At 75.0% G+C, this 14541-nt stretch carries 3 protein-coding genes and 1 pseudogene; all 4 read left to right on the top strand.

Annotated features, from left to right (window positions below):
• Nucleotides 1–241 precede the first annotated feature (241 nt).
• A pseudogene (locus ACFPQ9_RS44675) lies at nt 242–1027 on the top strand (polyketide synthase dehydratase domain-containing protein); the annotation flags it as partial.
• Nucleotides 1028–1123: 96 nt separating this feature from the next.
• Nucleotides 1124–4669 (top strand): type I polyketide synthase, encoded by a 3546-nt coding sequence (locus ACFPQ9_RS11925; protein ID WP_465269566.1) that lies wholly within the window; start codon nt 1124–1126, stop codon nt 4667–4669.
• Entirely contained in the window at nt 4566–8942 is a 4377-nt protein-coding gene (locus tag ACFPQ9_RS11920; RefSeq protein ID WP_380851059.1) for an SDR family NAD(P)-dependent oxidoreductase, read from the top strand. The genes ACFPQ9_RS11925 and ACFPQ9_RS11920 overlap by 104 nt, the downstream gene beginning before the upstream one ends.
• Before the next feature lie 86 nt (nt 8943–9028).
• A partial coding sequence (locus tag ACFPQ9_RS11915; protein WP_380851065.1) for a type I polyketide synthase occupies nt 9029–14541 on the top strand: 5513 nt, incomplete at its 3' end.

The raw sequence follows: 14541 nt of genomic DNA, 5'->3' as shown, positions 1-14541 counted from the left end.
CGACGTGCCCGCCGCGGCGACCCTGCGCAAGGACTGCCCGGAGACGGAGACGCTGCTCATCGCCTGCGCCGAACTCTTCGTCCAGGGCGCCGACTTCGACTGGTCCGCGCTGTTCGCGGGGACCGGCGCACGTCGCGTCGACCTGCCCACCTACCCCTTCCAACGGCAGCGCTACTGGCTCGAACCCACCCGCCCGGTCCTCGACGCCGGCGGGCTGGGTCTCGGTGCGACGCGGCATCCGATGCTCGGTGCCGCCGTACGGCTGGCCGGTTCCGACACCGCCGTTCTCACGTCGCGGCTGTCCGCGCGCACGCACCCGTGGCTCGGAGATCACACGGTCGACGGCACGGTTGTCGTCCCCGGCACCGCGCTGCTCGAACTCGCCGTCCAGGCCGCCGACCACGTCGGTCTCCACAGCGTGGACGAGCTGACCCTGCGCGCCCCGCTGGTGCTGCCGCACGACACGGCCGTACAAGTGCAGACGTCGGTCGACCCGGCCGAGTCCGAGGCCGACGGGCCCCGTACCGTGCGGATCCACGCACGGCCGGACGGCGCGCCCGACGACGAGCCATGGACTCTGCACGCCACCGGCACCCTCGGTGCGGCCCGCTCCACCGCGCCGGACTGGGACTTGCGCGTCTGGCCGCCCGCCGGTGCCGAGCCGGTAGAGGTCGACGACCTGTACGCGCGTCTCGCCGAGACCGGGATGATGTACGGCCCGGCGTTCCAGGGGCTGAGTTCCCTGTGGCGTGCGGGCGACGATCTGTTCGTCGAGGCGGAGCTGCCCGAGCACACGGCCGACGACGCGGCCGGATTCGCGCTGCACCCGGCTCTCCTCGACGCCGTGCTGCACGCGCTCGGCATCGACGACACCGAGGCCGACGCCCGGGCAGGGGAGGGCCGTCGCAAGGCACTGCTGCCCTTCCTCTGGTCCGGCGTGTACCCGACGGCCGTCGGAGCGTCCGCCGTACGGGCCAGGCTGAGCGTCCGCGCGCCCGGCGAGGTCGCTCTGCGGATCGCCGACGCCGCCGGTGAACCGGTCGCCGACATCGACCAGTTGGTGCTGCGGCCGGTGGCGGCGGGTGAGGTCGGAGCCGGTGGACGGGCCCGGCATCTGTACCGGATGCGGTGGACACAGGTGCCCGCGCCGCAGGCAGGGACACCCACGGGCCTCGCCGTGCTCGGGGACACCATGTCCGTCCCGGCCGCAACCGGGATCACCGCCTTCCCCGACCTCGCGGCTCTCACCGCCGCCGAGAACACCCCCGCGACCGTCCTGCTGCCCTTGCCGGCGGGACAGCCGGCGTCCGCTGTGCTCACCGCGCTCCAGGGTTGGCTGGCCGAACCCGACCTGGCCGCCTGCCGGTTGACCGTCGTCACCACCGGTGTCCTGACCGACCCGGCGGCCGCCGCCGTCTGGGGTCTCGTGCGTACGGCGATCAGCGAGCACCCCGACCGGTTCGCACTGGCCGACACCGACGGGACGTCCGAGTCGTGGCAGGTGCTCACCGAACGGCTCGGCGCGCTCGTCGACGCCGGAGCGACCCAGCTCGCCTTCCACGACGGCCAGGTCCTGCAGCCGCGCCTCAGTCGTCTCACGGACGCCGTGACCGGCGGCCCGGGCTGGCCCGGCGACGGCACCGTACTGATCACCGGCGGCACGGGCGGGCTGGGCGCCCTGGTCGCCCGGCATCTCGTGACCGCACACGGCGTACGCGATCTGCTGCTCCTCTCGCGCAGCGGTCCCGAGGCGCCCGGCGCCGGCGAACTGGTCCGCGAACTCACCGGCCACGGGGCCAGGGTCGCCGTCACCGCCTGCGACGTCACCGACCGTGCCGCCCTCGAAACGGCCCTGTCCGGCGTGCCGCTGAGTGCCGTGGTGCACACGGCCGGCGTCCTCGACGACGGCGTGCTCACCGACCTCACCCCCGACCGGCTCGCGCGCGTCCTCGCTGTGAAGACCGAATCGGCCCTGCATCTGGAGGAGTTGACGGCCGACCGTGACCTGCGCGCGTTCGTGCTGTTCTCCGCCGTGGCCGGAGTCGTCGGCTCCGCCGGGCAGGCCGCCTACGCGGCGGCCAACGCCGCGCTCGACGCCCTCGCCGCCCGCCGCCACACGCGCGGCCTGCCCGCCACCTCCCTGGCCTGGGGCATGTGGGAGCACACCGCCGGCATGGGCGGCCGTCTGACCGACGCCGACGTGGCCCGCATGCGCCGCCTCGGCTACCCGGCCCTGACCACCGACGACGCGCTCGCCCTCCTCGACGACGCACTGCGCACCGGTGAACCCGCCCTCGTGCCCGCCGCCCTCGACACCGCCGCGCTGGCCGCACGCGGCGACGCCCTGCCCGCCGTACTGCACGGCCTCGTCCCGGCGGCCCGCCGCAAGCGCCCGGCGCAGCGCACCGCGGGCGGCGCGGACCTGCCGCTCGCCGCCCGGCTGCGCGGCCTGACCCGCGCCGAACAGGACCGCGCCCTGCTCGACCTGGTGCAGACCCAGGTCGCCGCCGTGCTCGGCCATGTCGACGCCGCCGCCGTGGACCCCTCCCGCGCCTTCAAGGACATCGGCTTCGACTCGCTCACCGCCGTCGACCTGCGCAACCACCTCGGCACCGCGACCGGCCTGCGCCTCCCGGCGACCCTCGTCTTCGACCACCCGAGCCCCAGCGCCCTCGCCGCGTTCGTGCACCGTGAACTCCTCGGCGAGGACCCGGCCGGCGCCCCCGCCGCCCAGGTCGCACGCCCGGCCGGCGCCGACGAACCCGTCGCGATCGTCGGCATGGGCTGCCGCTACCCCGGCGGCATCACCTCCCCGGAGGACCTGTGGCGTATGGTCGCCGACGGCGCCGACGGCATCTCCGGCTTCCCGGCCGACCGCGGCTGGGACCTCGACGGGCTCTACGACCCCGACCCCGACCGGCCGGGCACCGCGTACGTCCGCGAAGGCGGATTCCTGCACGACGCCGCCGAGTTCGACGCCGAACTGTTCGGGATCTCCCCGCGCGAGGCGCTGGCGATGGATCCGCAGCAGCGGCTGCTGCTGGAGACGGCGTGGGAGGCACTGGAGCGTGCGGGCATCGACCCGACGTCCCTGCGCGGCACCGACACCGGCGTCTACGCGGGCCTGATGTACCACGACTACGCGGCCCGGCTGCACACCGTCCCCGACGAGGTCGAGGGCTACCTCGGCAACGGCAACGCGGGCAGCGTCTTCTCCGGGCGCATCGCCTATGTCTTCGGATTCGAAGGGCCGGCCGTCACCGTCGACACGGCCTGCTCCTCCTCCCTCGTGGCCCTGCACCTGGCCTGCCAGGCCCTGCGGTCCGGGGAGTGCGGTACGGCACTGGCCGGCGGCGTGACCGTGATGGCCACCCCGCAGACCTTCGTGGAGTTCTCCCGCCAGCGCGGCCTGGCCGCCGACGGGCGCTGCAAGTCCTTCGCGGACCGCGCCGACGGCACGGGCTGGGCCGAGGGCGCCGGCGTCCTGGTGCTCATGCGCCTGTCCGAGGCCCGCCGCCGGGGCCACCGCGTCCTCGGCGTGATCCGCGGGACCGCCGTCAACCAGGACGGCGCCTCGAACGGCCTGACGGCCCCCAACGGCCCGTCGCAGCAGCGGGTGATCCGGCAGGCACTGGCGGCGGCCGGATTGAGCACGGCCGATGTGGACGCGGTCGAGGCCCACGGCACGGGCACCCGTCTGGGCGACCCGATCGAGGCACAGGCCCTGCTCGCCACCTACGGCCAGGACCGCGACGAGCCCCTGTACCTCGGGTCGATCAAGTCGAACATCGGCCACACCCAGGCCGCCGCCGGTGTCGCCGGGGTCATCAAGATGGTGATGGCGATGCGCGCGGAGCGCCTGCCACGCACCCTGCACATCGACGCCCCGTCCTCGCATGTCGACTGGGCGGTCGGGGCCGTCGCACTGCTCACCGAGGAACGCCCGTGGACACGCGGCGAACGCCCGCGCCGCGCAGGCGTCTCCTCCTTCGGCATCAGCGGCACCAACGCCCATGTCATCGTCGAGGAACCCCCGCTCGCCCAGCGGGCACCCGGCCCCGCCCCCTCGGCCGGGCTCCCGCTCATCCCCTGGATCGTCTCCGCCCGCACCGCCGACGCCCTGCGCGCCCAGACCGAGCGCCTGGCGACCGCGACCGGCGACCCGCTCGACATCGGCCTCTCCCTGGCCACGACACGGGCGACACTCGAACACCGGGCCGTCGTCCTCGGCCCCGACACCGCCACCCTGCACACCGCTCTCACCGAGCCCGTCGTCAGCGGCGCGGCGGTCGAGGGGCGTACGGCGTGGATGTTCACGGGGCAGGGGAGTCAGCGTCCGGGTATGGGCCGGGAGTTGTACGACGCGTTCCCGGTGTTCGCGGCGGCGCTGGACGAGGTCTGTGGGTTGCTGGATGCCGAGCTCGGGTTCGAGCGGCCGCTCATGGAGGTGTTGTTCGCCGAGGAGGCGGAAGATCGGACCGGGTATGCGCAGTCGGCGTTGTTCGCGTTGCAGGTGGCGTTGGTGNNGGGCTCGGTTGATGCAGGCGTTGCCTGTGGGTGGCGCGATGGCGGCTGTGGAGGCGTCGGAGGCCGAGGTTGCCGAGTGGCTGGTGGACGGTGTGGTGATCGCGGCCGTCAACTCGTCCACGTCCGTCGTGGTGTCCGGTAACGAGGCCGCCGTCCAGACGGTCGCCGAGCGGGCGCGGGATGCGGGACTGCGTGCCAGGCGACTGCGGGTGTCCCACGCGTTCCACTCGCCGCTGATGGAGCCGGTGCTCGCCGACTTCACGGCCGTCGCCGAGCGGGTGAGCTTCAACAGGCCGATCGTGACGGCCATCAGCACCTTGACCGGTGCGCCGCTGTCCGACGGCGATTGGACGAGCGCCGCCTACTGGGCCGCGCAGATCGTCAAGCCCGTCCTGTTCCGTGACGCGTTGGACTCGGCCCGTGCCCAGGGTGCCGCGCGCTTCCTGGAGATCGGCCCGGACCCCGTGCTGACCGCGCTGGCGGGCGACGTATCCGCCGCGGCGACCCTCCGCAAGGACCGCCCGGAGACGGAGACACTGCTCACCGCCTGCGCCGAACTCTTCGTCCAAGGCGCCGACTTCGACTGGTCCGCGCTCTTCGAAGGGACCGGCGCACGTCGCGTCGACCTGCCCACCTATCCCTTCCAACGGCAGCGCTACTGGCTCGACGCGCCGCCGGCCGTGTCGGACGCCGACGGGCTCGGGCTGGCCCGGACGGATCACCCGCTGCTGGGTGCCGCGGTGCCGGTGGCCGGTTCGGATTCCGTGCTGCTCACGTCGAGCCTGTCCCTGCGGACGCACCCGTGGCTGGCCGATCACGCCGTGGCAGGCTCCGTCGTGGTGCCGGGTGCGGTTCTCGTGGAACTCGCGCTTCAGGCCGGGGAGCGGGTGGACGCCGGGCAGTTGGCCGAGCTGGCTCTGAGTGCTCCGATCGTGCTGCCGGAGCACGGTGCCGTACAGCTTCAGATCGCCGTGGGAGCCGAGGAGGACGCCGGCCGCACGCTCCACATGTACGCCCGCCCGCAGGACGCCGGACCCGACGAACCCTGGACGCTGCACGCCACGGGCACCCTGGACACCGCCGAACCACCCACTCCCGACTGGGACTTGAAGGTCTGGCCGCCCGCCGGTGCCGAGCCGGTGGAGTTCGGTGACCTTTACGACCGGCTCGCCGCGTCCGGCCTCGACTACGGCCCCGCCTTCCGAGGTCTGCGCCGGGTCTGGCGCCACGAGGGCCGGTTCTATGCGGAGGCCGGACTGCCCGAACCCGTGGCCGGGGACGGCCCGTCCTACGGACTGCACCCGGCCCTGCTGGACACCGTCCTGCACGGCCTCGGACTGCACGAGGAGACCACCGACGGCTCGCTGCCCTTCCTGTGGTCCGGGGTCCGCCTGGCCGCCGTGGGCGCGGGCACCGTCCGGGCCCGGCTCACGCCGCGCGGCGCCGGGGACGTCGCCCTGCGGATCGCCGACGCGATGGGCGAACCGGTCGCCGAGATCGACTCCCTCGTACTGCGGGCCCGGTCCCCGCGACACCTCAGCGCGGGCGGCCCGGACGACCTGTACCGGCCGCACTGGACCCCGGCCCCCGAGCTCGCGGCCGTCGCGGACCGGACGGTGTGGACGGTCGTCGGCAGTGCCCCCGGCGGGCTCCCCGCCCTCACCCACGCCGACTTCGACGCGCTGGCCGCGGCCGGCGACGTACCCGACACGGTGCTGCTCCCCGTCGCCCCGGGCAGCGGGGATGACGTCGGCGCCACCGTTGCCCCCCTCCTCTCCCGGCTTCAGCAGTGGCTGGCCGACGAACGGTTCGCCGCCTCGCGCCTCGTCGTGCTGACCGAGGGAGCCGTACGGGTCGACAACGCCACGGACGGGGCGCCGGATGTCGCCGCGGCCGGTGTGTGGGGGCTGGTCCGCACGGCGATCAGCGAGAACCCCGGCCGGTTCGCCCTCGCCGACACCGATGACGACCCGGCCTCCACGGACGCCCTCGCCGCGGTCCTGCGTGCCACCGACGAGACGCAGTTCGCGGTACGCGCCGGCCGGGTGTGGCTGCCGCGTCTCGTCCGGATGGCCACCGACGGGGTGCTCGCCCCGCCCGCCGGCGGCGGCGACGCATGGCGTCTGGACATCGTCGACCAAGGCCGCCTCGACGGCATCGCGCTCGTCCCCGAGGAGCAGCGCCCGCTCGGCCCCGGCGAGGTCCGCGTCGCCATGCGGGCGGCGGGCGTCAACTTCCGCGATGTGCTGAACGTCCTGGGCATGTACCCCGGCGACGCCGGCCGGATGGGCCTGGAGGGCGCGGGCGTCGTCGTCGAGACCGGGCCCGGCGTGGACCGCCTGGCCGTCGGGGACCGGGTGATGGGCATGCTCGACGCCGCCTTCGGACCCACGGCCGTGGCCGACGCCCGCACGCTCGCGCCGATCCCGAAGGGCTGGACGTACGAGCAGGCGGCGTCCGTGCCGATCGTGTTCCTCACCGCCTACTACGCCCTGGTCGACCTCGCCGGGCTCCAGGCGGGCGAGTCGGTGCTGATCCACGCCGCCGCCGGCGGTGTCGGCATGGCCGCCGTGCAGCTCGCCCGGCACCTGGGCGCCGAGGTGTACGCCACGGCGAGCGAGGGCAAGTGGCCCGCCGTGCGCGAGCTCGGCGTCCCCGCCGACCGTGTCGCCTCGTCCCGTACGACGGAGTTCGAGGACCGCTTCCGGGCGGACGGCGGCGTCGACGTCGTCCTCGACTCGCTCGCCGGGGAGTTCGTCGACGCCTCGCTGCGGCTGCTGCGGCCGGGCGGACGGTTTGTCGAGATGGGCAAGACCGACATCCGCGAGGCGGCCGAGGTCGCCGCCGAGCACGGGGTGTCGTACCGGGCCTTCGACCTGGTGGAGGCCGGCCCCGACCGGATCGGCGAGATGCTCGGCGCCCTGCTGGAGCTGTTCGAGCAGGGCGCACTGCGGCCGATCCCGGTGACCGCCTTCGACATCGCCCGCGCTCCCGAGGCACTGCGGCTGCTCCAGCAGGCCAGGCACGTCGGCAAGGTCGTCCTGACCGTGCCCGCGCCCTGGTCCCGGCCGGGCACCGTGCTGATCACCGGCGGCACCGGCGGCCTCGGCGCGCTGCTCGCCCGGCACCTCGTCGAACGGCACGGCGTCCGCGACCTGTTGCTGCTGTCCCGCCGTGGCCCCGAGGCCCCCGGCGCCGCCGAACTCAGCGCCGCGCTCGCCGAGTCGGGAGCCGAGGTCGACGTCGTCGCCTGCGACGTGAGCGACCGCGAGCAGCTCGCCACCGTCCTCGACGGCGTCCCGCTGAGCGCCGTCGTGCACACGGCGGGGGTCCTCGACGACGGCATCCTCACCGGACTCACCGGCGAGCGCCTGGCCCGCGTACTGGCCGCGAAGACGGACGCCGCACGGCATCTGCACGAGCTGACCGCCGGTCACCGCCTGGACGCCTTCGTGCTCTACTCGTCCGTCGCCGGAGTGATCGGCTCCGCGGGTCAGGCCGCGTACGCCGCCGCCAACGCCGCACTCGACGCGCTGGCCACCGCCCGCCGCGCCCAGGGGCTGCCCGCGGTGTCCCTCGCCTGGGGCATGTGGGAGACCGAGGCGGGCATGGGCGGCACCCTGTCACGGGCCGAACTCGCCCGCATGCGCCGCCAGGGCTTCCCCGCCCTGCCCGGCGACGAGGCCCTCGCCCTGCTCGACGCCGCCCTGCGCGTCAACGAACCCGTCGCCGTCCCCGTCGCGCTGCGCCCGGCCGCGCTCGCCGACCACGCCGACCACCTTCCCGCCGTACTGCGCGACCTCGTGCCCGCCGCACGCAGGCGCAAGGCCGCCGCACGCGACGCGTCCGCCACGGCCGGGAACCTCACCGCACGGCTCGCCGCCCTGACCGCCCCCGAACAGGACCAGCTCCTGCTGGACCTGGTCCGCGCCCAGGTCGCCGCCGTGCTCGGCCACTCCTCGCCCGCCTCCGTCGAACCCACCCGCGCCTTCAAGGACATCGGCTTCGACTCGCTCACCGCCGTCGACCTGCGCAACCGGATCGGCGCCGCCACCGCGCTGACCCTCCCCGCCACGCTCGTCTTCGACCACCCCACCCCCGAGGACCTGGTGCGGCTCCTGCGCGACCGGCTCCTCGCCGACACGGCCACGCCCGTGGCGGCCGACTCCGCCGACGACGGCATCGACCCACAGGTACGGAACCTGCTGACCGCGATCCCGATGGCCCGGCTCCGTGAGTCCGGCGTGCTCGACCTGCTGCGCCGCCTCGCCGACCGGCCGGCCGCCGCCACCGGTCCCGACGACGCATCCGATGCCGCTCCCGCCGAACAGCCCCGACAGCCCGAATCCCTGGACGCGATGGGCGCCGACAGCCTCGTCCAGCTGGCCCTGAAGCGAGTGCAGCGACCGGCGTGACCGCCGGTGCCGGCCGGCACCGCACCAGCGCACCGGCCGGCACCGAGGACCGCCCCGACTCGTTCACCGCGACCGTGGAGAAGGACATGACTGCATCCTCCGAAGAGCTCGTCGAAGCCCTGCGCGAGTCCCTCAAGGAGAACGACCGGCTCTGGCAGCGCTACCAGGACCTCGTCACCGCGTCCCGGGAGCCCGTCGCCGTCGTCGGCATGGGCTGCCGCTTCCCCGGCGGCGCGACCACGCCCGAGGCCCTGTGGGAGATCGTCGCCGGCGAACGGGACGGCATCACACCCGTGCCGGAGGACCGCGGCTGGGACCTCGGCGCCCTCGGCGACACCACGGCCGCAGGCGGATTCCTCCACGACGCGCCCCTGTTCGACCCGGACCTCTTCGGCATCAGCCCGCGCGAGGCCCTCGCCATGGACCCGCAGCAGCGGCTGCTGCTGGAGACCTCCTGGGAGGCGCTGGAACGGGCCGGCCTGGACCCGACCTCCCTGCGCGGCTCCCGCACCGGCGTCTTCACCGGCGTCTCCGGCAACGGCTACGGCGGCCACCTCCACGAAGCCACCCCGGAGACCGAGGGCTATCTGCTCACCGGCTCCATCCCCAGCGTCGCCTCCGGTCGCATCGCCTACACCCTCGGCCTCGAAGGCCCCGCCGTCACCGTCGACACCGCCTGCTCCTCCGCCCTGGTCGCCCTGCACCTGGCCTGCCAGGCGCTGCGGTCCGGCGAGTGCGACACGGCCCTCGCGGGTGGCGCCACCGTGATGGCCAACCCGGGCATGTTCCTGGAGTTCGCCCGGCAGGGCGGTCTCGCGGGCGACGGGCGCTGCAAGTCCTTCGCCGACGACGCCGACGGCACCGGCTGGTCCGAGGGCGCCGGCATCATCGTGCTTCAGCGCCTCTCCGACGCCCAGCGACACGGCCACCCGATCCTCGCCGTCATCCGTGGCAGCGCCGTCAACCAGGACGGCGCCTCCAACGGACTCACCGCGCCCAACGGCCCCTCCCAGCAACGCGTCATCCGCCAGGCTCTGGAGGCCGCCGCCCTCACCACCGCCGACGTCGACGCCGTCGAGGCGCACGGCACCGGCACCCGGCTCGGCGACCCCATCGAGGCCCAGGCCCTCATGGCCACCTACGGGCAGGGCCGCACCGACCCCCTGTGGCTGGGCTCAGTGAAGTCCAACATCGGCCACACCCAGTCCGCCGCGGGCGTCGCCGGCCTCATCAAGACCGTGATGTCGTTGCGGGCCGAACTCCTGCCCCGCTCCCTGCACTCCGCGACCCGCTCCACCCGGGTCGACTGGACCGAGGGCGACGTCCGTCTGCTCACCGAATCCCGGCCCTGGCCACGCGCCGAACGGCCCCGCCGGGCAGGTGTCTCCGCGTTCGGCATCAGCGGTACCAACGCCCACGTCATCGTCGAGGAAGCCCCCGCCCCCGCCGACGCCGAGCCGCGCACGGTGACCGCGCCGCCGGTCGTGCCCTGGGTGCTGTCGGCCCGCAGCCAGGACGCCCTCACCGCCCAGGCCGCCCGCCTCGCGGCCCACGACGCCGACCACACCGACACGGGCCTGTCCCTCGTCACCGGCCGCGCCCGCCTCGACCACCGCGCCGTCGTCCTCGGCACCGGCCCCGCGATCCTGCGCGAGCGCACCGCCGCCCTCGCCACCGGCGACCCGGCCCCCGGCACCGTCACGGGAACGGTCGTCGACGGCCGTACGGCCTGGATGTTCACCGGTCAGGGCAGCCAACGCCCCGCAATGGGACGCGAGTTGTACGACGCCCACCCCGTCTTCGCCGCCGTCCTGGACGTCGTCTGCGAAACCCTCGACGCCGCGCTCGCGGGTGCACCCGGCTTCGAACTCCCCGTCCGCGACGTCATGTTCGCCGCCGACGGCACCCCCGAAGCCGCCCTCCTTGACCGCACCGGATACGCGCAGACCACCCTGTTCGCCCTCCAGGCCGCCACCGCCGAACTGCTGCGCTCCTGGGACACCCGGCCCGACCTCGTCCTCGGCCACTCCATCGGCGAGTACGCCGCCGCCTACGTCGCAGGAGTGTTCGACCTCGCCGACGCGGCACGCCTGGTCGCCGCCCGCGCCCGCGTCATGCAGGCACTGCCCGAAGGCGGCGCCATGGCCGCCGTGGAGGCCGACGAGTCCGACGTCGCCGACCTGCTCGACGGCGCCACGGTCGCCATCGCCGCCGTCAACGGGCCTCGCGCGGTCGTCGTCTCCGGGACCGAGGACGCCGTCGAGCAGGTCATGGCCGCCGCCCGCGAACTGGGCCGGCGCGTCACCCGGCTGCGTGTCTCGCACGCCTTCCACTCGCCCCACATGGCCCCCGCCGTCGCCGAGTTCACCCGCGTCGCCGAGACCGTCACCTTCCGCCCGCCCACCCTCGCCGCCGTCAGCACCGTCACCGGGGCCCCGGTCACGGCCGCCGACTGGGCCACCCCTGCCTACTGGGCCGACCAGATCGTCCGCCCGGTCCGCTTCCACGACGCCCTCACCACCGCCACCGACCGACAGGCCGCGAGCCGCCTCCTGGAGATCGGCCCCGACCCGGTCCTCACCGCCCTCGCCCGCACGGCCGGCGACACCCCCGCCGCGTCCGTCCTGCGCAAGGACACACCCGAACCCGAGTCCCTGCTCACGGCACTGGCCGAAATGTACGTCCACGGCGCGGCCGTCGGCTGGGCCGCCCTGTTCGACGGCACCGGTGCACGCCGCGTCGACCTGCCCACCTACGCCTTCCACCACCGACGGTTCTGGCTACGGCCCACCCGCACCGTCACCGACGTCGGACGCCTCGGCCTCGGCAGCGCCGGCCACCCCCTGCTCGGCGCCACCCTGCGCCCCGCGGGCACCGACACCATCCTGCTCACCGCGGCCCTGTCCGCCGACGCCCACCCGTGGCTCGCCGACCACACCGTCGCCGGCCGTGTCGTCGTGCCCGGCACCGCCCTCGTCGAACTCGCCGTACAGGCAGGCGACCAGGCGGGCTGCGGCACCGTCGCCGAACTCGCCCTGCACACGCCCCTCGTCCTGCCCGAGCACGGCACCGCACACGTCCAGATCGCCGTGGAACCCGCCGCGGCCGACGGCACCCGCGCCGTGCGCGTGCACGCACGCCCCGACGGCGCACCCGACGACGCGCCCTGGACCCTGCACGCCGCCGGCACCCTCGCCCCCGCGGGTCCCTCCCCTTCCTGGGACCTGCGGGCCTGGCCTCCCGCGGGAGCCGAACCGCTCCCGCTGGAGGGCCTGTACGACCGGCTCAACGGGGCCGGTCTCGCGTACGGCCCCGCGTTCCGCGGCCTCACCGCCGCCTGGCGGCACGGCGACGACCTCCTCGTCGAGGCCGCCCTGCCCGACGGCGCCGAAGACGCCACGGCCTTCGGCCTGCACCCTGCCCTCCTCGACACCGTGCTCCACGCCCTCGCGCTGCCACAGGACACCGCCGACCGGGCCCGGCTGCCGTTCCTGTGGAGCGGCGTACACCTGCACGCCGTCGGCGCCACCGGCCTGCGCGCCCGCCTCACCCGGCACACCGACGACACCGTCACCCTGCACGCCGCTGACGAGACCGGCGCCCCCGTCGCCGACGTCGAGGGCCTCGTGCTGCGCCCGCTCACCGCGCTCAGCGACGACACCCCCCGTATGGGCGGCCTCTTCCGGCTTGAGTGGACTTCGGTCGCCCTCCCGTCGCCGTCGTCCGACAGCGGGGGCGACGCGGCTCCCGTCGTGGCCGTCCTGACCGACGACTCCTCCCCGTGGACGGCCGTCGACCCGGCGCTCGTCCACGGGACCAGCCTCGACGCCCTCGCCGCGGCCGACCCGGCGACGGTGCTCCTCCCCGTCGGCTCCGGCACGACCACCGACGATCGTGTCGTCGACGTCCTGGCCGCCGTGCACACGTGGCTCGCCGACGACCGCTTCGCGCACGCCCGCCTGGTCCCGGTCACCACCCGAGCGGCCGGCGACGACGCCACGGACCCCGTGGCCGCCGCCGTATGGGGCCTGCTGCGCACCGCGGCCGGCGAGCACCCCGGCCGCTTCGCCGTCGCCGACACCGACGGCACCCCCGAGGCCCTGGCCACCCTCCGCACCGCACTGGCCGCCCTCGACGCCGACCAACTCGTCGTCCGCGGCGAGCAGGTCCTGCTGCCGCGCGTCACCCGCACCGCCGAACCCGCGGCCACCGAGCCCGGCGCCTGGCCGGAGACCGGGACCGTCCTCGTCACCGGCGGCACCGGCGGTCTGGGCGCCCTCGTCGCCCGGCACCTGGTCGCCGAGCACGGCGTGCGCGACCTGCTGCTCATGTCCCGTCGCGGCCCCGGGACACCAGGAGCCGACGACCTCGTCGCCGAACTCACCGAAGCGGGGGCCCGCGCCCGGGTCGTCGCCTGCGACGCCGCCGACCGGAACGCACTGGCCGCCGCCCTGGACGACGTACGGCTCAGCGCAGTGATCCACGCGGCCGGAGTGCTCGACGACGGCCTCCTCACCGACCTCACCCCCGACCGGCTCACCCGCGTACTCGCCGCCAAGGCGACCTCCGCCCTGAACCTGCATGAACTGACGGCCGATCAGAACCTGCACACCTTCGTGCTGTTCTCCTCCGTCGCCGGCATCTTCGGCAACCCGGGCCAGGCCGCCTACGCCGCCGCGAACACCGTCCTGGACGCCCTCGCCACGGCCCGCCGCGCCCAGGGCCTGCCCGCGCTGTCCCTGGCGTGGGGCATGTGGGCGACGGCCGACGGGATGGGTGGCCGCACGGCCGAGTCGGACGTCGCACGGCTGCGCCGGCACGGCTTCCCGCCCCTGGCCACAGACGAGGCCCTCGCCCTCTTCGACACCGCCCTGCGCACCGAGCACCCCCTCGCGCTGCCCTTCGCGCTCGACACCACGGCGCTCGCCGCGCACCGCGACACCGCCCCCACCATCCTGCACGGCCTGCTGCCCACCGCCCGCCGGAAGGCCGCCGTCGGCACCGACACCGACAACGCCCTCGCCCGCCGCCTGCACGCCCTGCCCGCCGACGAACAACACCGGCTGCTGCTCGACCTCGTCCAGACGGCGGTCGCCGCAGTCCTCGGCCACACCGGCACGGCGGCCGTCGAACCCACCCGCGCCTTCAAGGACCTCGGCTTCGACTCCCTGACCGCCGTCGACCTGCGCAACCGTCTCAAGACCGTCACCGGCCTCCAACTCCCCGCCACCCTCGTCTTCGACCACCCCAGCCCGCTCGCGCTCACCGCCCGACTCCGCACGGAACTCCTCGGCGCGGCGGACCTCCCGGCCACGGCAGCCCGCACCACGGCAGGCACCGACGAGCCGATCGCGATCGTGGGCATGGGCTGCCGATTCCCGGGCGGGGTGGACTCGCCGGAGACCCTGTGGGACCTGGTGGCGTCCGGCGCGGACGGCGTCTCGGACTTCCCGACCGACCGCGGCTGGGACCTGACCGCCCTGCACGGCGAAGGCCCCGGCCGCTCCGCCACCCGCGAAGGCGGATTCCTGCACGACGCGGCCGACTTCGACGCCGAGTTGTTCGGGATCTCGCCGCGTGAGGCGCTGGCGATGGATCC

The organism is Streptomyces coerulescens (assembly GCF_042657965.1).
GTDB lineage: Bacteria > Actinomycetota > Actinomycetes > Streptomycetales > Streptomycetaceae > Streptomyces > Streptomyces coerulescens.
The sequence above is the reverse complement of the archived record's forward strand: the minus strand, read 5'-3'. Positions and strand labels throughout refer to the sequence as shown.

What these genes read in the sequence shown, in the direction of transcription:
- ACFPQ9_RS11920 (WP_380851059.1), top strand. Translation starts at nt 4,566, where the DNA reads ATGGCGGCTGTGGAGGCGTCGGAGGCCGAGGTTGCCGAGTGGCTGGTG.